Genomic DNA, 26,388 nt, shown 5'->3' on the forward strand with positions numbered 1-26,388 from the left:
TGCCTGCCTTGAGATTGGCCCGCAGGGTCGTGCAGGCGTCCACGGTCTTGCCGATCACCCGGATCGCCGGCTGGGCGGCCAGCCCGAACCGTTCCCGCAGTTCGGTGTAGAAGCGCTTCTGCACATCAAACTTCCGCACGACCCCGGCAGTGTGCATCTGCTCGGACAGCCACGACGCGGCCGTGTTGCAGACGCGCAGAGTATCGCCCAGCGCCGACGCCTGCTCAGGCGTCGGCAGCAACCGCACCTGCACAACCAGCTTCACGCTGATCACCATAGCGTTGGTCCATGTCACCACGGGGCTCGCCAACCGGGCGTACGGCGTGCCCAACACCGTGGACACCAGGTTCGGCATCGCCAGCGGCGGCAAGGGCTTCACCGCGCTCACCGTGCTCTCGCTGATCCACGAGGGGAAACTGGCGCTCGACACGACCGCCCGTTCCGTGCTCGGCGACGACCTGCCGTTGATCGCCGACGACGTGACGGTCGAGCACCTCCTCACGCACACGTCCGGCATCGGCGACTACCTCGACGAGGAAGGCGACTGGGAGGCGAACGACTACATGATCGGCGCCGTGCACACGCTGACCACGACGGAGGCCTTCCTGCCGCTGCTCGACGGGATTCCGACCAAGTTCAAGGCCGGCGAACGGTTCGGGTACTGCAACGGTGGCTACGTGGTGCTGGCACTTCTCGCCGAACGGGTCAGCGGGCAGGGCTACCACGACCTCGTCCGCTCCAGGGTGCTCTGCCCGGCGGACATGACGAGGACCGGCTTCCTGCGCTCCGACGAACTGCCCGCCGACGCCGCCGTCGGCTACCTGGAGGGCCTCGACCGCTCGAACGTCTTCCACCTGCCGGTCCTGGCGACCGGTGACGGCGGCATCCACACGACGGCGGGTGACATGTCGAAGTTCTGGCGAGCGTTGTTCGCCGGTGGCGACGCCGAGCTGGTCACGAGGCCGCGCCACGACGTGCCCGAGGAGTCGCTGCGCTACGGCCTCGGGTTCTGGCTGCACCAGACCAGCGACACCGTGATCCTCGCAGGGTACGACGCCGGTGAGTCGTTCAAGTCCACTCACGACCCGCACACCGGCACCACCATCACCGTCCTGTCGAACACCTCGCCCGGCGCCTGGCCGATCGCGCGCGCACTCATGTCCTGACGGGACTGTTCTGAACGGGTGACGGATGCGAACATGTGTTCGTGAGCACCCCGATCCTGCACGCCGACCTCGACGCGTTCTACGCGTCGGTCGAGCAACGGGACGATCCGAGCCTGCGCGGCCGTCCGGTGATCGTGGGCGGCGGAGTGGTGCTGGCCGCGAGCTACGAGGCCAAGGCGTTCGGTGTGCGCACTGCGATGGGCGGCGCGAGGGCACGGCGGCTGTGCCCGCACGCGATCGTCGTGCCACCGCGGATGTCGGCCTACTCGGCCGCGAGCAAGGCGGTGTTCGAGGTGTTCCGCGGCACGACGCCGCTGGTAGAAGGCTTGTCGATCGACGAGGCGTTCCTCGACGTCGGCGGCCTGCACCGGATCGCCGGCCCACCGGAGGTGATCGCCGCACGACTGCGGGCGGACGTGCTCGCGCAGGCCGGTCTGCCGATCACGGTCGGGGTGGCGCGGACGAAGTTCCTGGCCAAGGTCGCGAGCGGGGTCGCGAAGCCGGACGGACTGCTGGTCGTGCCCGCCGACCGGGAACTGGAGTTCCTGCACCCGCTGCCCGTCGAACGGCTGTGGGGCGTCGGCGAGGTGACGGCGGCCAAGCTGCACGCCCTGGGCCTGCGCACGGTCGGCGAGGTCGCCGGGCTCGGCGAGGCGGCGCTGGTCTCGATGATCGGCCGGGCGGCAGGGCGGCATCTGCACGCGCTGGCGCACAACCACGACCCGCGTCCGGTCCAGACAGGACGGCGCCGTCGTTCGATCGGCTCGCAACGCGCGCTGGGCCGCCGGGAACGCACCCGCGACGACCTCGACGCCACCCTCGCGTCGCTGATCGACGGCATCTCACGACGGCTGCGCACGGCCGAGCGCGCGTGCCGGACCGTGGTGCTGCGCCTGAGGTTCGGGGACTTCACGCGCGCGACCCGTTCGCACACGCTGAGGCATCCGACGACGGAGACCGAGGTGCTGCTGGCGGCGGCGCGGGAACTGCTCGGCACCGCGACGCCGATGATCGAGAGTCGCGGCATCACGTTGCTGGGCGTCTCGCTCACGAATCTCCAGAACGACGCGCCGATGCAGCTGGCGTTACCGTTCGAGGAGCGGAAACCGGCCGCGCTGGACGCCGCACTGGACCACGTGCGCGATCGCTTCGGGTCGAGGTCGGTGACGCGGGCGACGCTGCTCGGCCGCGATCCCGGCATCTCCGTGCCGCTGCTGCCGGACTGACCACACGGCTTCATCACCGTGGAGTGAGCGGCCGGAGACCGATCACTCCACAGTGGACAGGTCTAGACGAGGCGCACGGCGCGAGCCTGCGGCCCCTTCTGGCCCTCACCGATCTCGAACTCCACGGCCTGGTTGTCGTCGATGCCGTGATGCCCGTAGTCCTGCACCTCGGACTGGTGCACGAACAGGTCAGGGCCGCCACCCTCGGGAGCGATGAAGCCGAAGCCCTTGCTGCCGTTGAACCACTTGACAGTTCCTCGAGTCACCTGCGAGCTCCTTCGACGCTGACTGCGGTGGACGCCGGCAGGTTCGCCAGGCCGAGCATGGACAACAGATCACGGCAGTCGCTCACGTCACGAGCGTGCTCGGCCACTCGCTTGGCAGCCTGGCGCTGGTGCTGGAGTCCGGTGGTCTCGGCGGCCAGCCTCGCTTGCGCGAAGTCCTGGGCCGCGTGACGCGGCTTGCCGAACCGGGAAGGCGAGGAAGGGGAAGACTGGAATTCCGGCTGCAAGCCGGTGCTCCGTTCTCCGGCCGGAGACACCGGACCGGACGGGATCGGGGACCGCAGCGGCTGGTTGCCGTCGGCTGGTACCCCAACCCGTCCCACAGTAGCCCACTGACCAGGGACAAGCACCATGACCACCGCGTATCGTCGGCCCATGCCCGAAGACGAAGGTGGACCGGCACTCTCGCCCACGCTGTCCGAATGGCTCAAGGCACGCGAGGAAACAGCCCGCCACCTGGCCTCCGGTACCGCGCGAACGGTCGACGAGGCGTGGGTGCAGCGGCTCGCCGACCTGCTCGCGACCGAGAGGTCGTGGCAGGACCAGTACACCGGACTGGTGGCGCTCGGCAGCACGGACGGCCGGTTCCCGCACTCGAACCGCTGAGCACGCGCCGGTTGGACGCTGTACAACTAGAACGTGTTCTAGGTAATCTGCAGCACATGATCGCCACAGTGGTGTGGGGCACCGGCAACGTCGGCCGTGCCGCCATTCGCGCCGTCGATGCCCATCCGGCGCTGAAACTGACGGCCGTGGTCGTCCACAACCCCGAGAAGGTCGGCCGCGACGCCGGCGATCTCGCCGGGATCGAGCAGGAGCTCGGAGTCGCGGCCACGAACGACATCGACGCGGTGCTCGCCGCGAGTCCGCGTGCCGTGGTGTACGCCGCGTCGGGCGACATCCGGCCGGACGACGCGCTGGCCGACATCACCAAGGCGATCCGCGCGGGCGCCGTGGTCGTCACGCCGTCGCTGTACGCGCTGTACGACCCGCGCAGCGCGCCGCCCGAACTTCGAGAACCGGTTCTAGCCGCCATCAAGGAGGGCGGCGGGTCGCTGTTCGTCTCCGGCGTCGATCCTGGCTGGGGCAACGACGTGCTGCCGTTGCTGGTCAGCGGGCTCGGCCACACCATCGACGCGGTGCGCTGCCAGGAGATCTTCGACTACTCCACCTACGACCAGCCCGACGCGGTGCGGTGGCTGATCGGGTTCGGGCAGCCGCTCGACTACCAGGCGCCGATGCTGATGCCGACGGTGCCGACCATGGTCTGGGGCGGGCAGATCCGGTTGATGGCCAGGGCGTTCGGGGTCGAGCTCGACGAGATCCGCGAGACCGTCGACCGGCGCGCGCTCGACGAGACGGTCACGACGCGGACGATGGGCGAGTTCGAGAAGGGCACCCAGGGCGCGATCAGGTTCGAGGTGCAGGGCATCGTGGACGGCGAGCCGCTCATCGTCATCGAGCACGTGACGCGCATCCACAACTCGTGCGCGACGGACTGGCCGATGCCGCCGTCCGGCGACGGCACGCACAAGGTGATCATCGAGGGCCGGCCGCGCATCGAGGTCTCGGTCGAGTCCGCCGACGAGGGCGAGAACCGTTCCGCGGGTGGCAACGCGACCGCCGTCGGCCGCATCGTGAACGCCATCGACTGGCTCGCCGAGGCCGAGCCAGGACTCTACGACGCGCTCGACGTCCCGTTGCGGCCCGCAGCCGGCAAACTCGGAAGGAGCAAGCGGTGAACATCGACATCCCCGAGGGCAAGGACCCCATCGGATACGTGTGGGGCGAGCTCGTGCCGGGCATCGGCATGGCCGCCGCGAACCTCTCGCTGGCCGTGTACCAGCACACCACGCTGGGGCTGCGCGAGTTCGAGGCCGCTCGGCTGCGGATCGCGCAGATCAACGGTTGCATGTTCTGCCTCGAGTGGCGGACCGAACGCGACGGCGAGAAGGTCGAGGACGACTTCATCGACGCGGTGACCCAGTGGCGCACCACCGACGCCTTCGACGACCGGGCGAGGCTGGCCGCGGAGTACGCCGAGCGGTACGCACTGGACCACCACGGTCTCGACGACGAGTTCTGGTCGCGCATGACCGCGCACTACAGTCAGGTGGAGATCGTGGAGCTCACGATGAGCGTCGGGGCCTGGCTCGTGTTCGGCAGGCTGAACCGGGTGTTCGGCCTCGACGCCATCTGCGTGCTACCGAAGTTCTGAGGTCCACCCCGGACTCAGAGATCGGTGGCGATGATCTTCTCGATGTTCCTCTCGGCCAGCGCCGTGATCGTGACGAACGGGTTCACCACGGTGGTGCCGGGAATCAACGACCCGTCCATCACGTACAGGCCCGGATAGCCGTGCAGGCGCCCGTAGTTGTCGGTGGCCTTGTTCAGGATCGCGCCGCCGAGCGGGTGGTACGTCAGGTGGTCGCCCCAGATCTTGTAGACGCCGAAGAGGTCGGTCCGGTAGATCGTCCCCTCCTTTGAGTTGATCTTGTCGAAGATGGACTTCGCCGCGTTGATCGAGACGTTCTTCCACGCCGTCTGCCAGTTCAGGTCGACCTTGCCCGCGGCGGCGTTCCAGGTGAACTGGGCGCGGTTCGGGGTCTTCGTGATCGCCAGGTAGAACGACGCGTAGGTCTCGATGCCGGTCGGCAGCGGTGCCACCTCGGCGAAGGCACCGCCCGCGGCCCAGTTGTCGATGCCCAGGGTCGGGATGGACGACTGCAGCTTGCCGGTCGGGTCCCACATGTGGTTCGCGCGGCCGCACATGACGTTGCCGTTGTCGCCCCAGCCCTTGCCGACCTCGTCGTTCAGGTTCGGCAGCGCGCCCGTGGCCTTGAGCTTGACCAGGAGCTTGCTCGTGCCGACGCTGCCGGCCGCGAAGAACACCTTCGCCGCGGTCACCTCCTTGACCGCGATCGGGTCGCCGTTGGTGTTGAGCTGCTCGATGGTGACCTTGTAGCCACCCGTCGCGGGCACGACGCCGACGACCCGGTGCAGCGGCGAGATGGTGACGCGCCCGGTCGCCCTGACCTTGCTGAGGTAGGTCTTCTGCAACGACTTCTTGCCGTAGTTGTTGCCGTAGAGGATCTCTCCCACCAGCGCCGACTTCGGCACCGTTCCCGCCGCCTCCTGCTCCATGTAGTTCCAGTCGTACACGGTGGGCACGAAGACGTACGGGAAGTTCGACCGCTGGGCGTGCTTCCGGCCGACACGTGCGTACTGGTAGGCCTCGGTCGTGTCGAACCAGGCCGGCCGGATCATGTTGACCCCGAGCTCGGCGTTGGCGCGCGGGTAGTAGGTGCCGTACATCTCGTCGGGGTTCACCGTCGGCAGGACGTCGCCGAAGTACTCACGTTTCGGCGTGACGGCCATGCCGCCGTTGACGAGCGAGCCGCCGCCGACGCCGCGTCCCTGGTAGACGGTGATGCCGGCGAAGTCCTCGGCGTCGAGGATGCCGGTGTAGCGCGGGATCGCCCTGTCGATCGGGAAGCCCAGGAAGTTGCTGAGCGGCTGTTTCGTCTTGGTGCGCAGCCAGAAGGACCGCTGGTCCGGGGTCGTGGTGTTGGCGAAGATCTTCCCGTCGGCACCGGGGGTGTCCCACGCCATGCCCATCTCGACCATGTGGACGTCGACACCGGCCTGGGCGAGACGCAGGGCCGCCACGCTTCCGCCGTATCCGGTGCCGATCACCAGGGCGGGCACGACCGCCGCGTCCACGATAGAAGCCGCCGCCTGTGCCACCGGCGTGACGCCGCCGAGTGCGACAGCTCCCAGAATAGAACCTGTTCCAGCCATGAACGAACGTCGTGAAGGACCCTTGAAACCGTTGTCACACGTCATTGTGTGGGTCATGTGATCTTCCTCACTGTGGGCGCATGAGAACAAGTTATACCGGCGGTTGTAGATCAAGTCACTACTTGGTAGTCCCGGTTCGCCCAGGTGCGCGACGCAGGTGAGGGTCTTGGCGGCGAGATTCAGGGGTGGAGCACACAACCCGTACGGCCCAGTACGACCACACGATCCGGGAATGTCCGGACACGCATGGCCGCCCGGCAATCGAGCGATGCCCTCGGTATCCGACGGTGGCGAGGACATGTCAGTCCGCTGTGGACGTTCCGGCGCGACCCTGTCGAAATTGAGTGGAACGGCGCGGCCCCAGGCCGCTACGTTCCCGCCGGACTGATCCCTGGGGCAAGGACGTGCCGTTGTACACCGTTTGAGTTCTCCCAAGCGCTGGTCTTCGTTGCGCGCCGCTCTCTGAGCAGCGCGCTCCCCTTGCTGCGGATTTCTCACCGAACGGTGTACCTCTGTGCTCACCACCTGGGCCGTCGTGCCCACCTGCCTTCCCCAAGTCCGCCGTCGTTGCCACGTGTGCGCCGCCGGCCGCTTCCGGGCGAGCGGCAAGTTCCGCGTCAACGCCAACCACAAGGTCCTCGACGCCTGGCTTCTCGTGCTCTGCACGGGCTGCGGGGACACCGCCAAGCTCACGATCTTCGAACGGACCCACGTCCGCACGGTCCGGCCCGCGTTGCTGGACCGCCTGCACGCCAACGACCTGTCGCTGGTCGCCGAACTGCTGCAGGACACCGTTCTGCAGCGCCGCAACCACATCTCTCTCGACTGGGAGGGTGCGTGGCGGCTCGACACCGGCGGGTCCGATCACCTCGACCAGGAGGTGGTCGACGTGTCGGTCCGGTTCACGGCCCGGATCCCGGTCCGGCCGGTACGGCTGATCGCGGACGCGTGCGGGCTGTCGCGCGGTGAGGTCGAGCGACTGATCACCGAAGGGAAGGTCGTGTCGGCGATCCGGCTGACCGGCAAGGTCTCCGGCGACTTCACCTTCACGCTCAAACGCTGAACGAGCGCGGCCGGTACGGCGCCCTTCCGCCATAAGGGCCGTTGAGCCAGGCTGAGGTTCATGACCAAGGTGACGTGCGACCTCTCGATCTCGCTCGACGGCTACGCGGCGGGGCTCGGCCAGTCCGAGGACCGGCCGTTCGGTGACGACGGCGGCGACGGCTGGGGCAGCGAGCTGCACGCGTGGATGGAGGACCCGGCCGAGCAGAAGTGGCAGATGGACCGCCTGGGCGAGACCAGGGCATTCATCATGGGCCGCAACATGTTCGGCCCGATCCGCGGTTCGTGGGACCGCCCGTGGAACGGCTGGTGGGGCGACAACCCGCCGTACCACGGGCCGGTCTTCGTGCTCACCCACCATCCGCGCGAGCCCCAGCCGATGGAGGGTGGCACGACGTTCCACTTCGTGACCGAGGGCATCGCGGCGGCGTTCGAGCTGGCCCGCGAGGCGGCCGGGGACGGCAACATCTCCATCCAGGGCGGCGCTGCCACGGTCAACCAGTACCTGGCCGCGGGTCTGATCGACGAGCTCCGGCTGCGGATCGTGCCGATCACGATCGGCGCCGGGTCGCGGCTGTTCGACGGTGTTCCCGGGCTGAAACTCGAGCAGGTCGACTCCCGTGCGGGCTCCTCCTTCACGCATATGACCTATCGGGTCGTGCGCTGATTGGCGTCTTGATCGCTCCACATCGTGAGGCCAAGGTGAGGAAGGTTCAGGTAGCTGAACACCTCGGAAGCCGACGGCGTCAGACGAGGAGCACGAATGCGGAAACGCACGACGATCGTCCCTCTGCCAGTGCCGCGACCGGCAGCCTTTGCCCCGTATTTCGGCGTTCAGACGGGTGCATCGTGGTACCGGCCCCGCGTCCTCATCCTGGTTGGATTCGGGCGTGGGGCCGGTGCCGCGAGGCGCCCTGCTGAGCGTCGGAAGACGCGGCGAAGGTTGCCAGTCGCGGCACTAGCTCTCCTGAGCCTGGTCCTCCCCGCGCCCGCGACCGCCCAGTCCGACGGCACGGTGGTCTCCGGGCAGGCCAGGTTCCAGATCCTGTCCCCCACCCTCGTGCGTTCCGAATTCGCCGGGGATCGCCGCTTCGAAGATCAGGGCACTTACAACGTTGTAAATCGCACCTTCCCCCGCACGACCTATACCTCGCGCGTTCAGGACGGCTGGCTGACCATCACCACGTCGGCCATGACCCTGCGGTACCGCGTGGGGTCCGGGCCGTTCCGCGCGGACAACCTCGAGATCAGGACGGCCGGCACGACCGCGTCCCCGTGGCGGCGGGTGGTCTGTGCGACCGGGCAGCTCTGCGAGGCCGAGGACCAGCAACGGGAAGGCCTGCTGGTCGCGGCCGATCATCCCGGGCACTCCGGTGCCGGGTTCGTCGCCGGATTCTCCTACCTCAACAACGGGATCACGGCGACAGTGCGTGCTTCCAGCGCGGGCAGGCACCGGCTGGTCGTGAAGTACGCGAACGGGCGGGGTGGCGACGGCAAGCACGAGAGCCGCACGCTCGGACTCGCTGTCGACGGGCAGGCTCCTCGGCAGGTCGCCCTGCCCGCGACCGCCGACTGGGGTGCCTGGCAGCAGGTGTCCACGGACCTCGACCTGTCTGCGGGCGAACACCGTGTCTCCCTGACGCGCGGTGCCGCCGACTCGGGCAACGTCAACGTGGACAGCCTTGCTCTGCTCAGCGGTGACCAGGCATATCCCGGCGTGCGAGCGGTGGACGACTGCCGGTTCGGCACGAGCTGCGAGGCCGAGAACGGCCTGGTGAGCGGTTCGGCCAAGATCGCTGTCGAGCACGCCGGGTTCGCGGGCACCGGGTTCGTCGCCGAACTCGTCGGGGGAACGCGGCTGAGCCAGCGCGTGACCAGCGTTCCGGCGGCGGGCACGTACCCCGTGGTGCTGCGGTACGCCAACGGCGTCGGCGGCGACGGCAAGCACGAGGCCCGGACCGTGCTGATCAACGGTCAGGCGATCACGTTGCCCGTCACGGCGAACTGGGCCACGTGGTCCACCGCGACGGCACAAGTGTCCTTGCCCGCAGGCACTTCCGACCTGACCGTCAGCTGTCCGGACGCGGGTTGCCACGTCAACCTGGACACCGTCGGGATCAACAGCTCGGTCCAGCACCTGGCGCTCGGCGGCTATCGGCGTTCGCTCGACGGCTACACCGGCAACAGCGGTGATCCACAGCTGACGCCCGGCCTGATGTACCGCGACGGCTGGTACCTGCTGGACGACACGACTTCGGCTCTGCGCAACGGAACTCCGCGCGTGGATCGGGGCGCCCAGCCGTACCAGGACGGCTACGTGTTCGGCTACGGCCAGAACTACAAGGCGGCACTCGGTGACCTCACCGCGCTGACCGGTGGGCCGAAGTTGTTGCCGCGCTGGGCCTACGGCGTCTGGTACTCCGAGTACATCGACCGGACCGCCGCCGACTTCCGCGACCGGATCCTGCCCGCGTTCCGGCAGCACGGTGTGCCGCTGGACGTGCTGGTGGTCGACACCGACTTCAAGGCGCACAACCTGTGGAACGGCTGGCGTATGGACCAGACGAAGTTCCCCGACCCGCAGGGCTTCCTCGACTGGGCGCACGGCGAAGGCCTGCACAGCACGCTCAACATCCACCCCAGCATCCAGGGCGACGACCCCGACTTCGCTCGGGCGCAGGCCACCGCGAAGGGCAAGCTGGCCAAGGGTTCCTGCACGAACTGCTACGTGTTCGACTGGGGCGACCCGGACCAGCTGCGCGCCTACCTGGAGCTGCACCAGAAGATGCCGACCGACTTCTGGTGGCTCGACTGGTGTTGCGACGGCTCGGGTTCGTCGCTGCGCGGGGTCACGCCCGACTCGTGGATCAACGAGCAGTACGCGAAGATCGGCTCGTTCGCGTTCTCGCGCGGCTTCGGATCGCTGCAGGCGGGCGGGTACAGCGGCTCCGGGCCGTTGCCGACCGGACCGTGGGCGGAGAAGCGCTCGACCCTGCACTTCACCGGCGACACGTCGTCGACGTGGGGCGCGCTGAAGGCGACCATCGGCTACACCTCGGCCGAGGGCGTGGCGACCGGGATGTCGAACATCAGCCACGACATCGGCGGTCACAACGACACCACCGGGCTGCGCGGATCGGAGACCTACCTCGACAACGGCCAGGTCCGCTACACCACCAAGCTGCCGGACGACATGTACGCGCGGTGGGTGCAGCTGGGCGCGTTCCAGCCGATCACGCGACTGCACAGCAACCACGGCGACCGGCTGCCGTGGCAGTACGGGGCGGCAGCGCAGGCGTCGGCGACGAAGTTCCTGAACCTGCGCGAACGGCTCGTGCCGTACATCTACTCGCTGGCGGAGCAGGCGAACCGCACCGGCGTGCCACTCCAGCGGCCGGCGTGGCTCGAGTACCCGGGCAGTCCGGAGGCATACTCCACAGTGGACAGCCAGTTCCTGCTCGGGCCCGACCTGCTGGTCGCGCCGATCACGACGCCCGGCGAGACCGGTTCGACGCGTGTCTGGTTCCCGCCGGGGCAGTGGACCGACTACTTCACCGGGCAGGTCTACCAGGGCAACACCTGGGCGACCGTCAGCGCGGGCTGGGACACCATGCCGGTGTTCATGCGTGCGGGCGGAATGCTGGTCGAGCGCAGTGCTGATGTGGCCAACGACGTGCAGAACCCGGCCGACGCGCTGACCGTGCACGTGACGGCCGGAGCGAAGGGCGAGTTCACGTTGCACGAGGACAGCGGGCGCACGCGGATCATCCAGCGCGGCGACACGATCTTCCTGCTGTCCGGCAAGGTGTCCAAGCGGGACTGGAAGTTCGTCGTGCACAAGGCGGACGGGTCCAGCCACGTCGTGCAGGCGCGCAACTCACCGGCGGTGGTCAGTCTTCGGGCACCCAGGTGAGCAGCCTGACCTTCGCGACGGTGCGGACGTGTTTCCGCATCGCCGCGGCGGCCTTCTTCGCGTCCCCCGCGGCGATGGCCTCGTAGATCGCCGTGTGCTGCGCCAGTGACCGGGAGGGGCGTCCCGGCTGGCGCAGCGACTCGGTGCGGCTCTCGGTGATCTGCTCGGCGATGGTCTTCATGAACTCGGCAAGCAGCGAGCTGTGGGCGGCGGCGGTGACGGCGGCGTGGAAGCGGCGATCCCCTTCCACCCCGTTGTCGCCGCCGCCGATCTCGTCGCGCATGAAGTCCAGCGCCGCGCGGATCGTCTCCAGCTCGGCGTCGGTGCGGCGTTCGGCGGCCAGTTCGGCGAGCTTGGTCTCCAACGCCTCGCGGGCCTCCAGCACCTCCGGGAGGCGTTTGCGGCGTTCGACGAGTTGCTCGACCGGTTCGACGTCGAGGGTGTCGCGCACCAGGTAGGTGCCTCCGCCGTGCCGTGCCTCGACCAGGCCCTGGACCTCCAGGACCACGATCGCCTGCTTGATGGACGCGCGGCTCACGCCGAGGCTCGCCGCGAGGTCGCGTTCGGCGGGCAGCCTGTCCCCCGCGCTCAGGCCCGCCTCCACCACGTGCGCGCGCAGGCGTTCGAGCACCTGCTCGTACAGGCGGGACTTGACCATGGGCCGCAGTGCCTCGGACATCGTCCCAGGATAACCGGTCAAGTGGCTCAGCCACTAGGCCACCTCTTGACAGCGGCTGGACCGTGGGCGGAAAGTGGCTGAACCACTCATCCACTCGGACAGAGTCCCAACGACGGGAGCCCTGCATGTCCGCCGAACTGATCTCGATACTCGTGCTGGTCGTGGTGTTCGTCATCGCCACGACCAGGTCGATCAACATGGGCGCGCTCGCCTTCGCCGCGGCCTTCGGGGTCGGCACGCTGGTGGCGGACATGAAGACCGACGACATCTTCAAAGGCTTCCCCGCCTCGTTGTTCGTCGTGCTGGTCGGGGTGACGTTCCTGTTCGCCATCGCCCGTGCCAACGGCACCACGGACTGGCTGGTGTACAGGGCGATCCGGCTCGTCGGCGGGCGGATCGCGCTGATGCCGTGGGTGATGTTCGCGATCACCGGCGTGCTGACGGCGATCGGCGCGGTGAGCCCGGCCGCGGTCGCGATCGTGGCGCCGATCGCGATGGGGTTTGCCGCGAAGTACCGGATCAGCCCCTTGTTGATGGGCGTGATGGTGGTGCACGGCGCGCAGGCCGGCGGCTTCTCCCCCATCAGCATCTACGGCACGATCGTCAACGGCATCGTGGCCAAGGAAGGCCTGCCGGGCAACGAGATCGTGCTGTTCCTGGCCAGCCTCGTGGTGAACCTGCTGATCGCCGCCGTGGTGTTCGTGGTGCTGGGCGGCATGAAGCTCGCCAGGCAGCCGCTGGAAGCGCCCGCACTGGCCCGCGCCGGCGGTGGTGGCGACGACAACGGCAGCGACGTGACCGAAGAGCGTGTCGCCCTGACCGCGCCCCGCATCGCGACGCTGCTCGGTCTCGCCGCCCTGGTGACCGCCGCGCTGGTGTTCGACCTCGACGTCGGCCTCGCCGCGATCACGGTGGCCGTGCTGCTCAGCGTGGTGTGGCCGGAGACGTCCAAGCTGGCGATCACCCAGATCACGTGGCCGACGGTGCTGCTGATCTGCGGCATCCTCACCTACGTCGCCGTGCTGCAGACGATGGGCACGATCAAGTGGGCGGGCGACTCGGTCGCCGGTGTCGGCGCTCCCCTGCTCGCAGCCCTGCTGATCTGCTACATCGGCGCGATCGTGTCGGCGTTCGCCTCGTCCGTCGGCATCATGGGCGCGCTGATCCCGCTGGCCGTGCCGTTCCTGCTGCAGGGCGAGGTCAGCGCGATCGGCCTGATCGCGGCGCTGGCGGTGTCGGCGACCGTGGTCGACGTGAGTCCGTTCTCCACCAACGGCGCCCTGGTGCTGGCCGGTGCGCAGGACGTCGACCGCGACAAGTTCTTCAAGCAACTGATGGTCTACGGCGGGATCATGGTCGCGGCGGCGCCGCCGCTGGTGTGGCTCGCCCTCGTCGTCCCGGGAATCTGGTGACCTTGATGTTCGCCTTGCAGTCAGACCGCGTCGCCCTCCGCTTCGGCGACCGCACCCTCACCCACACCGAACTCGCCGCCTGTGCCGGAACGCTGGCACAGCAGCTGTCCGGCCTGCCTCGGGTGGCGATCTGGGCGACGCCGGCCATCGAGACGTGCGTCGCGGTGGTCGCGGCCCTGCTCGCCGGGGTGCCCGCCGTGCCGCTCAACCCGAAGGTCGGCGAACGCGAGCTCGCGCACATCGTGTCGGACAGCGCGCCCGCGCTGGTGCTGGCGGCGCCCGGCACGCGGCTTCCCGCCGGCCTGGACTCGGTGCCCCGCCGCGACGTCACGCTCGACGGCGGTGACTTCGGGCCGTTCGCCGATCCCGGCGACGAGGCTCCGGCGTTGATCGTCTACACCTCGGGCACCACCGGCGCGCCCAAGGGCGTCGTGCTGCCGCGCCGCGCGATCGTGTCCACATTGGACGCCGTCGCGGAGGCGTGGGAGTGGACCTCGGAGGACGTGCTGGTGCACGCGTTGCCGTTGTTCCACGTGCACGGGCTGATCCTCGGCGTGCTGGGCCCGTTGCGGCGGGGTGGCACGGTGCACCACCTCGGCAAGTTCTCCACCGACGCGGTCGCCCAGGCTTTGAACGACGACGGCACGATGATGTTCGGCGTTCCGACGATGTACCACCGGATCGCGGAAGAAGTGGGCGATGACCTGAAGCTCGCCGACGCGTTGAGCGGGGCGCGGTTGCTGGTGTCGGGGTCGGCGGCGTTGCCGGTGCGCGACCACGAACGGATCGCCGCCGCCACCGGGCAGCGCGTGGTCGAGCGGTACGGGATGACCGAGACGCTGATGAACACCAGCGTCCGCGCGGACGGCGACCGCAGGCCGGGCGCGGTCGGTGTGCCGCTGCCCGGCGTCGAGGTGCGGCTGGTCGACGACGCCGGACTGACGCTGGACGACGCCGGCGCGATCGGTGAGATCCAGGTACGCGGGCACAATCTGTTCACCGAGTACCTCAACCGGCCCGACGCCACCGAGGAGGCGTTCGCGGACGGCTGGTTCCGCACCGGCGACGTGGGCACGCGGGACGAGGACGGCTACTTCCGCATCGTCGGGCGCAAGGCGACGGACATCATCAAGAGCGGTGGCTACAAGATCGGCGCGGGCGAGATCGAGAACGCCCTGCTGGAGCACCCCGGGGTGAAGGAGGTGGCGGTGACCGGCGAGCCCGACGACGACCTGGGCGAGCGGATCGTCGCCTGGGTCGTGCCCGCCGGGACCGAGCCGTCCCCGGGCGAGCTCGCCGACCACGTGGCGCGGCTGCTCACCCCGCACAAACGGCCTCGGGTGGTGCGGTTCGTGGAGGCGTTGCCGCGCAACGACATGGGCAAGGTGATGAAGCGTGCCTTGCGGGCGTGAGCCGGCCCGCGAGCTGATCGGCCGGCTGGCGGCCGCGTTCGAGGAGCTGCCGGACGATCTCGGACCCTCCGCCGGGGACGGACCGCTCGGCTGGCCGGGTTACGGCGACCAGCTCGCGCGAGCGGCCGCCTCGACCGGTGAACACGAGTCCGTCGTCTGCGGGATCGCGGAGATCGGCGGCGTCACGACGATGGTGGTGGCGTTCGAGTTCGGGTTCCTCGGCGGCTCTCTGGGAACCCGCACCGGCACCCGCATCGAGCAGGCCTTCACGCACGCCCGCGAACGCCGCCTGCCGGTGGTCTCGCTGGTCGCGACCGGTGGCAGCCGCATGCAGGAGGGCACGCTCGCGTTGATGCAGCTGCCCCGGATCGCCCGGCAGCTCACGCTGACCCGCGAGGCAGGACTGCCGCACGTCGCGGTGCTGCGTGATCCCACGACCGGGGGCGGCTGGGCCACTCTCGGGGCGGGCGCGGACGTCGTGCTGGGACTGCGCGGCGCGCAGGTCGGGTTCGCCGGGTCGCGTGTGCGGCCGCCGGGATACTCGGTGACGCAGCAGTTCGCGGCCGGTCTGGTCGACCAGCTCCTGCCACCGGAGGAGTTGCGCGACCGGCTGGAGCGCTGGCTGCGGTTGCTCACCACGCCCACCGGCGGACCCGCCCCCGTGCCGTCGGCGCTGGGCGAGACGACGTTGCCGAAGACCGGCTGGGACGCGGTGGTGCGCGCCCGCACGCTGGGCCGTCCACGCGCCAAGGAGTACCTCGCCTCCTACTTCGGCTGGCACGAGCCGATCAACGGCGATCGCAGCGGTGGCGTCGACCCCGGTGTGCTGTGCGGGTTCGGGTATCGCGACGGGCGGACCGTCGCCTACGCGGCGCAGTGCGGCACGGCGACCAGGCCCGCCGGGTTCCGCACGGCGGCCCGTCTCGTCCGGCTGGCGGACCGGCTGGGAATCCCGGTGCTGACGCTCGTGGACACACCGGGCGCGGCCAACGACGCGGCCGCCGAGAAGGCGGGAGTGGGCGCCGCCATCGCCGACATGTTCACCGCGATCGCGGCCGCGCGCGTGCCGGTGACGACGCTGGTGATCGGGGAGGGCGGCTCCGGTGGCGCGCTCGCGTTCGCCGCACCGGACCGGATGTGGGTGACGCCGGACGGTTACTTCGCGGTCATCTCACCCGAACTGGCGACCGCGATCCTGAAACGGGACCCGGCGCGGGCACGGCAGACGGCGGAGGAGTTGCGGTTGCGGCCGCAGGACCTGGTCGAGCTGGGCGTGGCGCAGGGGATCGCCCAGCTCGGCCAGTCCGCTGATCAGGCCACGGCCAGGTAGAAAAACGCCAGGAGCGAACTCGGGACGCAGATGATCACGAGTCCGACCACACCGTAGAACGGCTCCTTCCTCTTCAGCATCGCGCCCAGCGCGCCGATACCGACGAGCACGGACGCGACGAACAACACCAGAACGACGTACGACATGTGAGGTCCTCAGGTCAGGGGTTGGGTGGAGCCGGGAGCGGCCGCGTGCGGCGGCGCCCGGCTCGACCGGTGACCTGTGGTCGTTCCTTCGGCGTTCTGGGCGGTGGCCACGACGACCGCCGCCCGGCCGTGGGGCGGGCGCGGGCCGGTCGCGGAGCCGGGCAGCGCCCAGGAGACGTCCGGGGACGCCGTCGTCTGCACGTGGACGGCCGAGACCGGAGCGTTGAGCCCCGATCCCGGCCGGTCCGCGGCCGTGTCGCGGGTGCTCGTGGCGACGAACGCCAGCAGCAGGGCCAGTAGGAGTGCCGGCCACCTCACTGAGCCACTGCCCGCCTGCGGAGGAAGAACTCGCCGACCGGTTCCACGTAGCGCGCCGCGATCGGGCCGATGATCGCCATCAGCAGCACGTACGCGGTGGCGAGCGCGGCCAGTTGCTCGCTCACCTGACCGGAGGCGACCGCGAGACCGGCGATGACGATGGAGAACTCACCTCGCGCGACCAGCGCGGCACCCGTGCGGGCGCGGCCCATCGGTCCGATGCCCTGGCGTCGCGCCGCCCACCAGCCCGTCGCCATCTTCGTCACGGTGGTGATCACGGCCAGCAGCACCGCCATGCCGAGCACGGGCGGGATCGAGCGCGGATCGGTGTTCAGGCCGAACACGACGAAGAACATCGCGGCGAACAGGTCCCGCAACGGTTCCAGCAGCCGTGTGGCGTTCTCGGCGGTGGAGCCGGAGATCGCGATGCCCAGCAGGAACGCGCCGACGGCGGCGGACACCTGCAGTTCCGAGGCGATGCCGGCGACCAACAGCGCCGAGCCGAGCAGCTTGAGCAGGAACACCTCGTGGTCGGGACTGTCCACGATGGCCGAGATGACGCGGCCGTACTTCAGCGCCACCACCAGGACGATGGTGATCGCGAGCAGCGAGATGCCGACCGACGTGAGCCCGCCGACGAAGCTGACGCCCGCGAGCACGGCCGTGAGCACCGGCAGGTAGACGGCCATCGCGAGATCCTCGAACACCAGCACCGAGAGGATCACCGGCGTCTCGCGGTTGCCCAGGCGGCCGAGGTCGCCGAGGACCTTCGCGATGATGCCGGACGACGAGATGTAGGTGACGCCCGCCATCGCCAGCGCGCCGACCATGCCCCAGCCGAGCATCAGCGCGACGATCGCGCCGGGTGCCGCGTTGAGCACGATGTCGAGGACACCGGCCATCCACGACTTCTTCAGGCCGGTGGTCAGCTCGGACGCCGAGTACTCGAGACCCAGCAGGAGAAGCAGCAGCACCACGCCGATCTCGCTGGCGAGGTGGGTGAAGTTCTCGATGCCGTGCAACGGGATGAGTCCGCCGGACCCGAACGCGAGACCGCCGACGAGGTAGAGCGGGATCGGCGAGATGCCGAATCTCCAGGCGAGGCGGCCGAGCAGGCCCAGTCCGAAGAAGACCGCACCAAGTTGGATCAGCGCGATCGTGGTGTCGTGCACTCGCTCAGCCGCCCGTCAGGATGTCCGCGGCGGCATCAAGACCGTCCGCGGTACCGACGACGACCGCGAGATCGCCGTTCTCGAACAGGAAGTCAGGGCCCGGCGACGGATGCGCGTTGCCCGCACGCACGACCGCGACGACGGAGGCGCCGGTGCGGGTGCGCAGCGCCGTGTCGCCGAGGGTGCGGCTGGAGAACGCCGTGACCGGCAGCTGGCGGGTCGTGATCCCGGTGATGTCGGCGTGCTGCCGGGCGAGCTTCGAGACGAGCTGCGGCGCCCCGAGCAGCCCGGCGAGCGTGCCCGCCTCCTCCGGCGTGAGCGGGATCGACGCGGCGGTCGTGTCGGGATCATCCTGTTTGGACATGATGAGCTCGAACTTGCCGTCACGGTAGGAGATCACGCCGATCCGGCGGCCGGAACGGATGGAGAAGTCCTGCCTGACCCCTATACCGGGCAGGGGCGTCACTTCGACGTTCACTCGAGTTTCCTAGGGTTCGATGAGCCCGGCGCGGATCGCGTACCGGGTGAGTTCGAGACGGTCCCTGAGCCCGAGTTTCTGCAGCAGGTTGGCCCGGTGCCGCTCGACGGTCTTGACGCTGATCACGAGCATGTCCGCGATCTCCTTGGAGGAATGGCCCTCCGCGACCAGCTTGAGGATCTCCTCCTCGCGGTCGGTGATCGCCTTGGCCGGGAAGCCGCCGCCCTCCTTGGCGCGGTCCAGGTAGTTGCGGATCAGCGAGTTCACCGCGCCGGGGTAGAGGAACGGCTCGCCGCGCATGGCCGAGCGGCACGCCTCCACCAGGTCGCGGTCGGCGACGGACTTCAGCACGTACCCGGAAGCGCCCGCCTTGAGCGCCTCGAAGAAGTACTGCTCGTTGTCGTACATCGTGAGGATCAGGATCCGCAGGTCCGGCAGGAGACGCGAGAGTTCCCGCGCGGCCTGCAGCCCGGTCAGCCGCGGCATGGCGATGTCGAGGATCGCCAGGTCCGGCTTGTCCCTGCGTGCCAGGCTGATCGCTTCCGCGCCGTCGCCCGCCTCGCCGACGACCTCCAGGTCGGGTTCGTTGTCCAGGATCATCCGGACGCCACGGCGGACGAGCGCGTGGTCGTCCGCGAGCAGGATGCGCACGGTCATTCGCCCTCCCCCTTGGCCTTCACTACCAGCCTGACCTCGGTGCCCTTCAGCATCGGCCCGACGGTCAGGTCGGCGCCGACCAGCAGCGCGCGTTCCCGCATGCCGCGGATGCCCGCGCCCTCCTGGCTGTCGCCGATCCCCCGGCCGTTGTCGCGCAGTCGTAGCTCCACTTCGGACGGACGAGCCGTCAGGGTGAGTTCGATCTCGTCCGCCTTCGCGTGCCGGACGGCGTTGGTGAGACCCTCCTGCGCGACGCGGTAGACCACCAGTTCGGTCTCGGCGTCGAGCGCGGGCAGGTTCTTGTCGAACGACCGCTTGATCGTGAGACCGGCCGGGTCGCCGATCTCCCGCGTGAGCGCCTTGAGCGCGCTGACCAGCCCCAGCTCCTCCAGCACACCGGGCCGGAGCCTCCGCGCGATGCGGCGGATCTCGTCGAGCGTGCTGCGCGTGGTCTCCTGCACCTGGAGGAGTTCCTCGCGCGTCTCCTGCGGCGACTGGTCCGCCACCCGCTTGAGACTCAGCAACACCGCCGTCAGCGACTGCCCCACCTCGTCGTGCAGCTCCTGCGCCACCCGCCGCCGCTCCGACTCCTGCGCCGACAACGCGATGGCCGAGCTGTACCCGCGCTCGGTCTCCAGCCGGTCGATCATGCTGTTGAACGTGGTGATCAGCTCGGCGATCTCCCCATGCCCCGTCGCCCGCAACCGCGGCCCGGGCTTGAGCAGATCGATCGTGGTCATCGCCCGCGTGAGCCGCCCGAGCGGCGCCAGCCCCACCCGGATCAGCACGGCGTTCGCGATCAGCATCACCACCAGCCCGGCCGCCAGCACCAGCACCTCGCGCAACGGCGCCGGCGTCGACACCGTCGCGGGCCCGAACACGAGCAACATGGCCGCGATGACCAGAACCAGGGCGTTGAGCAGGAAGATCCGCCCGAACAACGACACGCGCGCCGCCTCTCCGTGATCACTTCCCGCCACGCCTGCGAGGCTGACGGGCGAGGGCGCCACCTGTCCATCCGTGGCAACACCCATGTTCGCCGGGGCCGGGCAGGTGCGCCGGTCGGCGGGCTGCGGGCGGGGCCTTGGTGGGGATCGTCACGCCGGGTCGTGACACTCACAACCGGCGCCATCAGAGGCCCGGACGGCGCCCCGGTTGGGTGCCACGACGGATCGCCGAAACCGGCGAAAGTGACGATCGTGGAGTCAGACGCCCTCAACCGCCCTGGAGGCGCCCGATGACTCCCACGACCACCCGCCGCACGCGGACCTGGCCCTTCCATCTGGCAGCTCTCGCGCTGGTGGCGGCGGGTCTGCTCGTGCCGCACGCCTTGCTCGTCGCCGCCGGACTGCTCCTGGCGGGCTCGGTGGCGCTCAGCCCGCGCGCGGACCGCGTCAACCGGAGCTGATGCGGTCGGCGTGGACGTGCGTGCGCACCCCCTGGGGATCGAACAGGATCAGCAGTTCGACCGCGCCGCCGTCCGCGCTGCCCAGCCAGTGCGGCTTCGAGGTGTCGAACTCGGCGGCCTCGCCGGGCGGCAACGTCAGGTCGAGGTCGTCGAGCACCAGCCGCAACCGTCCATTGAGGACGTAGAGCCACTCGAACCCGTCGTGCGTCTGCAGCGTGGGTTCCAGCGGTTCCGGCACGGCCGGGATGAGCATCTTGAACGACTGCACCCCGCCCGGCCGCCGCGACAACGGCACGAACGTCATGCCGTACTTGTGGATCGGTTTGAGGTGGATGCGCGGATCGCCGGTTCGCGGGGCACCGACGAGGTCGTCCAGCGGCACGTCGTAGACGCGCGACAGCGGCAGCAGCAGTTCCAGGGTCGCCCGGCGCTGCCCGCTCTCCAGCCGGGACAGGGTGCTCTCGGAGATCCCCGTGGTCGTCGCGAGGTCGGCGAGGGTGATGCCGCGGTGCCGGCGCAACGTCCGCAGCCGCGCGCCCACCCCGTCGAGAACGTCTTCGGTTTCGCGGTTCACCAGGCCGAGCTTGCCACACTGGCAAGTTTTCGTGCCAGATCTGGCAACCTCCACCCAAGCTGGTCGCATGAAACGCCTCGTACTCGCCCTGCTGCTCCTGATCACAGCCTGTGCGACGCCCCCGGTGACCCCGGCGTACGCCGCCGTCACCCAGAACGACCCGGCCTTCCAGAAGACCTTCCGGCACGAGTTCGCCGACGTCGAGGGCGTGCGGATGCACTACGTGACGGGCGGCAGCGGCAGCCCTGTCGTGCTGATCCACGGCTGGCCGCAGACCTGGTACGGCTGGTGGCCGATCATGCCCGCGCTCGCCGAACGCCACACCGTCTACGCGCTCGACCTGCCCGGCCTCGGCGACAGCACCGGCACGCCCAAGGCCTACGACAAGGCCACGCTCGCGCGGTACGTCCACGCGCTGACCAGCCGGCTCGGCCTGCGGGACGCCTCCGTCGTCGGCCACGACCTCGGCGCGGCCGTCGCGTTCCAGTACGCCAGCCAGTTCCCCGAGGACACCGCCCGGCTGGGCTACCTCGACCTGCCGCTACCGGGTCCGGCGATCGACGCGCGCACCTACCGCTCGCTCAGCTGGCACATCGCGTTCCACTCGCAGCCCAGCGTCCCCGAGGCGATCGTCCGGAACGACGTCCGCGACTATCTGAAGCTCTTCTACCCGCAGGTCTCCTACCAGGGCAGCGCGTTCGGCGGCACGTCGACGAAGTCCCCGTTCGAGGACGACGAGATCGACGAGTACGCGCGCACCTACAGCTCTGCCCTGTCGAACGGCTTCGAGCTGTACCGCGCGCTCGACCAGGACGTCCGCGACACCGAGGCCGCCCGGCCGGTCCAGACCCCGGCCCTGGTCATGGCCGCGGAGGGCCAGGCCGAGGCGATCAAGGGCACGGCCGCACCGCGGATGACGAACATCGTGCGCACGCTCGACGTCCCGAAGGCAGGACATTGGCTGGTCGAGGAGAATCCGCAGTTCGTCACCACCGAGCTGCTGCGTTTCCTCAGTTCATGACCGGCACTCGATCGAACCACGGCAGCGCCTCCTCCAGCTGCGCCGCGAGCTTGATCAGCAACGCCTCCCCCTCGAGCGGCGCGACGAACTGGACGCCGAGCGGCAGCCCGTCCGCCGTCCAGTGCAGCGGCAGCGAGAGGGCGGGGCGGCCGGTGATGTTCGCGAGCTGCGTGTACGGCACCCAGCCGAGGTTGTCCCTGATCATGTCGTCGACGATCTTCGTGTGCTTGAGGAACCGGGCCGTGCCGGTCTTGAGCAGCACATCGGTGGCGCGTTGCAACGACACCGGCAGGTCGAACTGGCCGACCTTGGGCGGCGGGGTCGCGAGCGTCGGCGTCAGCAGCAGGTCGTAGGACTCGAAGTAGGTGCTGAGGCGCCGGGTGTGCTCGTGCCGCCGCTGCACCGCGTCCACGTAGTCGACGCTGCTCGTGGCCCGTCCCAGGGCGGCCATGAGCAGCGTGTCGCGTTCGAACGCGACGTCCGGCGCACCGGTCAGGCGCTTCGCGTCGGCGACCTTCCACGCGAGGTTCACGAACCACGTCAGCAGGAAGTCCTTGGCCAGCACCGCGTCGTCGAACGGCGCCTGCGGCAGCTCCTCCACGTGGTGCCCGAGATCGGTGAGCACGCGGACGGCCGACGCGACGGCCGCGACCGCCTCGGGGTGCGGGTCCGGGTTGATCGCCGACGGCACCCGCACGCCGATCCGGAGCTTGCCGGGAGACCGGCCGACGTACGAGGCGAACGACTCCGGCGGCATCGCGGGCGAGTACGGCCCGGCCGGCTCACCACCGCAGATGACGTCGAGCATCGCGGCCGTGTCGCGGACCGTGCGGGAGACGACGCCCTGCACCGCCGCGCCGTGCATCATCTCGGCGGTCTCCGGCCCGAACGGCGTGAGGCCGCGTCCCGGCTTCAGCCCGACGAGCCCGCAGCACGCGGCCGGGATCCGGGTCGAGCCACCACCGTCGTTCGCGCCCGCGCAGGGCACGATCCCGGCGGCGACCGCGGCCGCCGAGCCGCCCGACGAACCGCCGGGGGTCCGTTCCAGGTCCCAGGGATTGCGCGCCGGGCCCCAGACGGCCGACTCGCTGATCGCCTTGGCGCCGAACTCCGGCAGGTTGGTCTTGCCGAAGATCACCAGGCCGGCGTCGACCCAGCGCTGGACGACGGTCGAGTGCGCGGCGACCTTCAGCGCCTTCAGCGAGCGCGACCCGTTCGAGGTCGGCAGGCCCGCGTAGTCCTGGCCGAGGTCCTTGATCAGGAACGGCACGCCGGCGAACGGACCGGTGAGGTCGCCGGACGGTTCGGCCGGAACGTCCCGGACGATCGCGTTGAGCCGGGGGTTGACCTCCGCGGCGCGTTCCCTCGCCACCGCGAGGAGTTCGGCCGCGGACACGTGCCTGTCCGCGACGAGCCGGGCCAGCCCGGTGGCGTCGTACTTCCGGTACTCGTCGAAGTCCACGGGCTCAAGGTAGCTGCTCGGCCACGCCGAAGACGATCTCCCGCACCACAGCCGGATTCTCCTGCGGGATGAGGTGCCCGGCGTCCTCGACGACGACCATCCTGCCGCGCGGGACGGCGTCCATCAGGTCGGCCGCGTACCGGTTGAACAGCGGGCGCCACTTGGCCATCCCCCGCTCGACCAGCCCGGCCTGCAAGCAGACCGTGGGCACGTCGGGGGTGCCCGCCGCCTGCACCCGGCGCATCACCGGCAGGGCGGACGCGATCTGCAGCGCCTCCCGGCTGCCCGCCTTCATGGCCCGCACGGTCGCGTAGTCGTTCGTCATGACCTCCACGTCGGCCGCGGAGATCTCCGGCGAGACGCCGTTGCGGAACGTCTGCCGCTTGATCAGCCCCTTGGCTCCCAGGCGGGCCAGCACCGCCATGAGGCCGAAGAACCGCGCCGCGACCTTGGCGTTGCGCGTCGACATGATCTCGGCGAGGGTCGCGTCCACGAACACCATCCCGGCCACGCGCCGCGGGTACCGGTCGGCGAACACGCGGATGATCGGGCCGCCCCAGCTGTGCCCGACCAGCAGCACCGGCTCGGTCTCGCCGAGCGCGTCGAGCAGCGCGGTCAGGTCGTCCACGATCCGGTCGAGCGTGCGGTCGTGCGGGTCGACGTCGCTGCCGCCGTAGCCCGCGCGGTCGTAGGACAGCGTGCGGTAGCGGGCGCTCACCTCGCGCTGGGTGTGGATCCAGGTCGAACCGGGCGCGCTCATCCCGGCCTCGAAGACGATCAACGGGCCGGAACCCTCCCCTGCCGTGACCGCGCGGATTCCCCGCCCGTCCGGGAGCGTGACGAACTTCTCCAGCATCGCGAGGCCTTTCACTGGTGCCAGCTCGGCGGGTGGAGCTCGTCCCACAGCGGCGCGCTTTCCAGCTGTGCGGCGAGTGCGAGCAGTTCGGCGTCACGGCGGGCGCGGCCGACGAGGTGCACGCCGTGCGGCAGCCCGTCACCGTCCACATGCGACGGGAGTGAGATCGCGGGCACGCCGGCGAGGTTGGCCCACGGCGTGTGGCAGGACCACTTCAGCATCAGGTCGGCCTCGTCGCCGGTGTAGTAACCGATCGGGACCGGCGGGCCGTTGGTCGTGGGCGTCAGCACGACGTCGTAGTCGTCGACCGCCGCGAGGAACGTGCTGGCGTAGCGGGCGAGCAGCGCCTGGGCCATGACGACGTCGGCGGCGGACAGCTTCTCGTTGACGGCAAGCAGGTGCCGGGAGTACGGCCGCAGCAGGTGCGTTCGCTCCGGCGGCACCATCAACCGGGCCACGGCACCCACCTGGTAGGCGAACCAGGCCAGGACCGCGCGGCTCACGGGCTCGTCCCAGCGGGCGGGCAACGGGATCTCCCGCACCTCGTGGCCGAGCCCGGTGAGCACCTCCGCGGTCCGTCGCACCGCCAGTTCCGCCTGGGGGTCGACGGCCTCGCCGGTGCCGGTGTCCGTCCACATCGCGACTCTCAGCGGACGTTGGAGGTCCAAAGCGGCGCTGAAGCTGCCGTCGTTGCGCCACCCGTAGAGATCGCCCGGCGCGGGCGACGCCATCACGTCCAGCAGCAGCGCCGCGTCCTCGACCGTTCTCGCCATCGGGCCCTCGGTGCTCGCGAGGAGGAACGAGGTGGCGGGCGCCGGGCTCACCAGGCCGCGGCTCGGTTTCATCCCGACCAGGTGGCAGGTCGCCGCGGGTGTGCGGATCGAGCCCGCGCCGTCACTGGCGTGCGCCACGGGCAACAGTCCCGCCGCGACCGCCGTGGCCGCGCCACCGCTGGAGCCGCTCGAGTAACGCGTTGGGGCGTAAGGGGTCACGGCCGGACTCGGGGTGACGTCGTTCTCGGTGTAGCAGGTCGCGCCGAACTCCGACGTGTTCGTCTTGCCCAGCACGACCGCGCCGGCCCGCCGCAGCAGCCCGGCCGTCCAGGAGTCCTCCCGCGGCACGAACTCCGCCAGCGCCGCCGACCCGAACGTCGTGCGGATGCCCGCGGTCGCGGCGAGGTCCTTGATGCCCAGCGGCAGTCCGAGCAGCGCCGCCCGGTCTCCCCCGGCGAGCCTCTCGTCCGCGCGTGTGGCCTCGTCGAGCGCGTTCTCGTTGATCGTCACGAACGCGCCGAGCCCGGCGCGCCGTTCGATGCGCGCGAGGTAGTGCTCGGTCAGTTCGCGGGAGCCGATCTCCTTGGCGCGCAACGCCTTGAGCTGCTGTGCGGCCGTGAGTTCGTGCAGACTCATGGCTTCACGGAGGTTCCGGTGAGGAGCCGGTGCACCGACCACGTCACCACGTCGAGCTCCTCGGGCGTCATCGGTTCGCCACCGAACATCCGCCGGTGCATCAGCGGGCCTTCCAGCAGGTTGCCGACGAACGGCAGCTCCGGCACCTCGGCGATCTCGCCGCGCCGCACGGCCCGTGCGATCGCGTCGACCAGCGGCTGCGACCGGCGCACGACGAGGCTGCGGAACGTCCGCTCGGCCTCGGCGTCACCGCGCAGGTCCGCGAGGAAGCCGACCAGGCCGTCGTTCCACGGCTCGTCCCAGGCGCCCGCCAGGTCCTGCGCGAACGCCCTGAGGTCACCGTGCAGCGTGCCGGTGTCGGGGTCCGGCACCGGCGGCAGGTACCCGTCGAGCACGTCCGCCACCAACCGCACCTTGCTGCTCCAACGCCGGTAGACGTCGGTCCTGTGCGCACCCGCCTGGGCTGCGACCTGCGTCAACGTCAGCGCGTCATAGCCGTTCGAGGTCAGCAGCGACCACGCCGTCGCCAGCAACCGCTGTTCGAGATCGGGATCCCGCGGACGCCCTGCCACCGGCACCCTCCAATTCGCAACAAGTTGTAG

The 26,388-nt window shown here is 69.9% G+C and carries 29 protein-coding genes; 13 read left to right on the forward strand and 16 right to left on the reverse strand.

Going from position 1 to position 26,388, the window contains the following annotated elements; all coding sequences use genetic code 11:
- A partial coding sequence (locus tag IG04_RS47290) for a hypothetical protein (RefSeq protein WP_030479795.1) occupies positions 1–277 on the reverse strand: 277 nt, incomplete at its 3' end.
- A 4-nt stretch (positions 278–281) separates the two neighbouring features.
- On the opposite strand from IG04_RS47290, the gene IG04_RS0128400 reads away from it, so the two are divergent.
- Positions 282–1,166, forward strand: coding sequence for a serine hydrolase domain-containing protein (locus IG04_RS0128400; RefSeq protein ID WP_245815978.1), 885 nt, complete (start codon positions 282–284; stop codon positions 1,164–1,166).
- Positions 1,167–1,201: 35 nt separating this feature from the next.
- Complete coding sequence (gene dinB, locus IG04_RS0128405) at positions 1,202–2,392, forward strand: DNA polymerase IV (RefSeq protein WP_030479797.1); 1,191 nt, start codon at positions 1,202–1,204, stop codon at positions 2,390–2,392.
- A 62-nt stretch (positions 2,393–2,454) separates the two neighbouring features.
- Here dinB and IG04_RS0128410 read toward each other — a convergent pair whose 3' ends face one another.
- On the reverse strand, positions 2,455–2,658 hold the full coding sequence (locus IG04_RS0128410; RefSeq protein WP_030479798.1) for a cold-shock protein: 204 nt from the start codon (positions 2,656–2,658) through the stop codon (positions 2,455–2,457).
- On the reverse strand, positions 2,655–2,903 hold the full coding sequence (locus IG04_RS0128415) for a hypothetical protein (RefSeq protein WP_030479799.1): 249 nt from the start codon (positions 2,901–2,903) through the stop codon (positions 2,655–2,657). The genes IG04_RS0128410 and IG04_RS0128415 overlap by 4 nt, the downstream gene beginning before the upstream one ends.
- 148 nt (positions 2,904–3,051) lie before the next feature.
- Between IG04_RS0128415 and IG04_RS0128420 the strand changes: the two genes are divergently transcribed.
- Genes IG04_RS0128420 through IG04_RS0128430 form a run of 3 tightly spaced genes read left to right on the forward strand, consistent with a single transcriptional unit; the run spans position 3,052 to position 4,894 of the window.
- Positions 3,052–3,282 (forward strand): hypothetical protein, encoded by a 231-nt coding sequence (locus IG04_RS0128420; protein ID WP_030479800.1) that lies wholly within the window; start codon positions 3,052–3,054, stop codon positions 3,280–3,282.
- A 56-nt stretch (positions 3,283–3,338) separates the two neighbouring features.
- Positions 3,339–4,418 (forward strand): NAD(P)H-dependent amine dehydrogenase family protein, encoded by a 1,080-nt coding sequence (locus IG04_RS0128425; RefSeq protein ID WP_030479801.1) that lies wholly within the window; start codon positions 3,339–3,341, stop codon positions 4,416–4,418.
- A complete protein-coding gene (locus IG04_RS0128430) occupies positions 4,415–4,894 on the forward strand; it encodes a carboxymuconolactone decarboxylase family protein (RefSeq protein ID WP_030479802.1) in 480 nt (159 codons plus the stop codon). Before IG04_RS0128425 ends, IG04_RS0128430 begins: the two co-directional genes overlap by 4 nt.
- A 14-nt stretch (positions 4,895–4,908) precedes the next feature.
- Here the strand turns inward: IG04_RS0128430 and IG04_RS0128435 are convergent, their stop codons facing one another.
- Entirely contained in the window at positions 4,909–6,477 is a 1,569-nt protein-coding gene (locus IG04_RS0128435) for a GMC oxidoreductase (protein WP_173849972.1), read from the reverse strand.
- A 514-nt stretch (positions 6,478–6,991) separates the two neighbouring features.
- Here IG04_RS0128435 and IG04_RS0128440 point away from each other — a divergent pair.
- From IG04_RS0128440 to IG04_RS0128450, 3 genes are all read left to right on the forward strand, one after another.
- On the forward strand, positions 6,992–7,540 hold the full coding sequence (locus IG04_RS0128440) for a DUF1062 domain-containing protein (RefSeq protein WP_030479804.1): 549 nt from the start codon (positions 6,992–6,994) through the stop codon (positions 7,538–7,540).
- A gap of 60 nt (positions 7,541–7,600) precedes the next feature.
- A complete protein-coding gene (locus IG04_RS0128445) occupies positions 7,601–8,206 on the forward strand; it encodes a dihydrofolate reductase family protein (protein WP_030479805.1) in 606 nt (201 codons plus the stop codon).
- Between the two features lie 276 nt (positions 8,207–8,482).
- The gene (locus tag IG04_RS0128450; protein ID WP_245815977.1) at positions 8,483–11,452 is read left to right on the forward strand and encodes a TIM-barrel domain-containing protein; all 2,970 of its coding nucleotides are present in this window, start codon (positions 8,483–8,485) and stop codon (positions 11,450–11,452) included.
- Here the strand turns inward: IG04_RS0128450 and IG04_RS0128455 are convergent.
- Complete coding sequence (locus IG04_RS0128455; RefSeq protein ID WP_030479807.1) at positions 11,430–12,131, reverse strand: FadR/GntR family transcriptional regulator; 702 nt, start codon at positions 12,129–12,131, stop codon at positions 11,430–11,432. The genes IG04_RS0128450 and IG04_RS0128455 overlap by 23 nt on opposite strands.
- 125 nt (positions 12,132–12,256) lie before the next feature.
- On the opposite strand from IG04_RS0128455, the gene IG04_RS0128460 reads away from it, so the two are divergent.
- From IG04_RS0128460 to IG04_RS0128470, 3 genes are read left to right on the forward strand one after another with little or no spacing between them, the layout of a single operon-like run.
- Positions 12,257–13,543 (forward strand): SLC13 family permease, encoded by a 1,287-nt coding sequence (locus tag IG04_RS0128460; RefSeq protein ID WP_030479808.1) that lies wholly within the window; start codon positions 12,257–12,259, stop codon positions 13,541–13,543.
- Positions 13,544–13,548: 5 nt separating this feature from the next.
- On the forward strand, positions 13,549–14,955 hold the full coding sequence (locus IG04_RS0128465) for an acyl-CoA synthetase (protein WP_030479809.1): 1,407 nt from the start codon (positions 13,549–13,551) through the stop codon (positions 14,953–14,955).
- Positions 14,939–16,285 (forward strand): carboxyl transferase domain-containing protein, encoded by a 1,347-nt coding sequence (locus IG04_RS0128470; RefSeq protein WP_030479810.1) that lies wholly within the window; start codon positions 14,939–14,941, stop codon positions 16,283–16,285. Before IG04_RS0128465 ends, IG04_RS0128470 begins: the two co-directional genes overlap by 17 nt.
- Here the strand turns inward: IG04_RS0128470 and IG04_RS46730 are convergent.
- Genes IG04_RS46730 through IG04_RS0128500 form a run of 6 tightly spaced genes read right to left on the reverse strand, consistent with a single transcriptional unit; the run spans position 16,267 to position 20,036 of the window.
- Positions 16,267–16,431 carry a hypothetical protein gene (locus IG04_RS46730; RefSeq protein WP_157513012.1) on the reverse strand — a complete coding sequence of 55 codons (165 nt, stop codon included), beginning with the start codon at positions 16,429–16,431 and terminating at the stop codon, positions 16,267–16,269. The genes IG04_RS0128470 and IG04_RS46730 overlap by 19 nt on opposite strands.
- A 9-nt stretch (positions 16,432–16,440) precedes the next feature.
- Positions 16,441–16,749, reverse strand: a complete 309-nt coding sequence (locus IG04_RS0128480; RefSeq protein WP_030479811.1) for a hypothetical protein — start codon at positions 16,747–16,749, stop codon at positions 16,441–16,443.
- Positions 16,746–17,921: a cation:proton antiporter gene (locus IG04_RS0128485; protein ID WP_030479812.1), complete on the reverse strand. Its 1,176-nt coding sequence runs from the start codon at positions 17,919–17,921 to the stop codon at positions 16,746–16,748. Before IG04_RS0128485 ends, IG04_RS0128480 begins: the two co-directional genes overlap by 4 nt.
- Positions 17,922–17,925: 4 nt before the next feature.
- Positions 17,926–18,399 (reverse strand): cation:proton antiporter regulatory subunit, encoded by a 474-nt coding sequence (locus IG04_RS0128490; RefSeq protein ID WP_030479813.1) that lies wholly within the window; start codon positions 18,397–18,399, stop codon positions 17,926–17,928.
- 9 nt (positions 18,400–18,408) lie between these two features.
- Entirely contained in the window at positions 18,409–19,056 is a 648-nt protein-coding gene (locus IG04_RS0128495; protein ID WP_030479814.1) for a response regulator, read from the reverse strand.
- Complete coding sequence (locus tag IG04_RS0128500; RefSeq protein WP_245815976.1) at positions 19,053–20,036, reverse strand: HAMP domain-containing sensor histidine kinase; 984 nt, start codon at positions 20,034–20,036, stop codon at positions 19,053–19,055. Before IG04_RS0128500 ends, IG04_RS0128495 begins: the two co-directional genes overlap by 4 nt.
- Positions 20,037–20,293: 257 nt before the next feature.
- Between IG04_RS0128500 and IG04_RS46735 the strand changes: the two genes are divergently transcribed.
- Entirely contained in the window at positions 20,294–20,464 is a 171-nt protein-coding gene (locus IG04_RS46735; protein WP_157513014.1) for a hypothetical protein, read from the forward strand.
- On the opposite strand, the gene IG04_RS0128510 is transcribed toward IG04_RS46735, so the two are convergent.
- Positions 20,451–21,038: an XRE family transcriptional regulator gene (locus tag IG04_RS0128510; RefSeq protein WP_030479816.1), complete on the reverse strand. Its 588-nt coding sequence runs from the start codon at positions 21,036–21,038 to the stop codon at positions 20,451–20,453. The two genes, IG04_RS46735 and IG04_RS0128510, sit on opposite strands and share 14 nt — an antisense overlap.
- Before the next feature lie 67 nt (positions 21,039–21,105).
- On the opposite strand from IG04_RS0128510, the gene IG04_RS0128515 reads away from it, so the two are divergent.
- On the forward strand, positions 21,106–22,059 hold the full coding sequence (locus IG04_RS0128515) for an alpha/beta fold hydrolase (RefSeq protein ID WP_030479817.1): 954 nt from the start codon (positions 21,106–21,108) through the stop codon (positions 22,057–22,059).
- On the opposite strand, the gene IG04_RS0128520 is transcribed toward IG04_RS0128515, so the two are convergent.
- The 4 genes from IG04_RS0128520 to IG04_RS0128535 are packed head-to-tail and all read right to left on the reverse strand — an operon-like array spanning position 22,049 to position 26,358.
- Positions 22,049–23,521: an amidase gene (locus tag IG04_RS0128520; protein ID WP_030479818.1), complete on the reverse strand. Its 1,473-nt coding sequence runs from the start codon at positions 23,519–23,521 to the stop codon at positions 22,049–22,051. The two genes, IG04_RS0128515 and IG04_RS0128520, sit on opposite strands and share 11 nt — an antisense overlap.
- A gap of 4 nt (positions 23,522–23,525) precedes the next feature.
- Entirely contained in the window at positions 23,526–24,392 is an 867-nt protein-coding gene (locus IG04_RS44310; protein WP_051770866.1) for an alpha/beta fold hydrolase, read from the reverse strand.
- Entirely contained in the window at positions 24,389–25,786 is a 1,398-nt protein-coding gene (locus tag IG04_RS0128530; protein ID WP_030479820.1) for an amidase, read from the reverse strand. The genes IG04_RS44310 and IG04_RS0128530 overlap by 4 nt, the downstream gene beginning before the upstream one ends.
- Positions 25,783–26,358, reverse strand: coding sequence for a TetR/AcrR family transcriptional regulator (locus IG04_RS0128535; RefSeq protein WP_159460438.1), 576 nt, complete (start codon positions 26,356–26,358; stop codon positions 25,783–25,785). The genes IG04_RS0128530 and IG04_RS0128535 overlap by 4 nt, the downstream gene beginning before the upstream one ends.
- Positions 26,359–26,388 lie beyond the last annotated feature (30 nt).

Source organism: Lentzea albidocapillata (genome assembly GCF_000719115.1).
Lineage (GTDB): Bacteria > Actinomycetota > Actinomycetes > Mycobacteriales > Pseudonocardiaceae > Lentzea > Lentzea albidocapillata.

Bases quoted from the DNA above. Each gene is read 5' to 3' on its own strand.
- IG04_RS0128420 (WP_030479800.1), top strand. From the start codon at position 3,052: ATGCCCGAAGACGAAGGTGGACCGGCACTCTCGCCCACGCTGTCCGAA.
- IG04_RS0128425 (WP_030479801.1), top strand. From the start codon at position 3,339: ATGATCGCCACAGTGGTGTGGGGCACCGGCAACGTCGGCCGTGCCGCC.
- IG04_RS0128435 (WP_173849972.1), bottom strand. From the start codon at position 6,477: ATGGCTGGAACAGGTTCTATTCTGGGAGCTGTCGCACTCGGCGGCGTC.
- IG04_RS0128445 (WP_030479805.1), top strand. From the start codon at position 7,601: ATGACCAAGGTGACGTGCGACCTCTCGATCTCGCTCGACGGCTACGCG.
- IG04_RS0128455 (WP_030479807.1), bottom strand. From the start codon at position 12,131: ATGTCCGAGGCACTGCGGCCCATGGTCAAGTCCCGCCTGTACGAGCAG.
- IG04_RS0128460 (WP_030479808.1), top strand. From the start codon at position 12,257: ATGTCCGCCGAACTGATCTCGATACTCGTGCTGGTCGTGGTGTTCGTC.
- IG04_RS0128465 (WP_030479809.1), top strand. From the start codon at position 13,549: ATGTTCGCCTTGCAGTCAGACCGCGTCGCCCTCCGCTTCGGCGACCGC.
- IG04_RS46730 (WP_157513012.1), bottom strand. From the start codon at position 16,431: ATGTCGTACGTCGTTCTGGTGTTGTTCGTCGCGTCCGTGCTCGTCGGT.
- IG04_RS0128495 (WP_030479814.1), bottom strand. From the start codon at position 19,056: ATGACCGTGCGCATCCTGCTCGCGGACGACCACGCGCTCGTCCGCCGT.
- IG04_RS46735 (WP_157513014.1), top strand. From the start codon at position 20,294: ATGACTCCCACGACCACCCGCCGCACGCGGACCTGGCCCTTCCATCTG.
- IG04_RS0128515 (WP_030479817.1), top strand. From the start codon at position 21,106: ATGAAACGCCTCGTACTCGCCCTGCTGCTCCTGATCACAGCCTGTGCG.
- IG04_RS0128530 (WP_030479820.1), bottom strand. From the start codon at position 25,786: ATGAGTCTGCACGAACTCACGGCCGCACAGCAGCTCAAGGCGTTGCGC.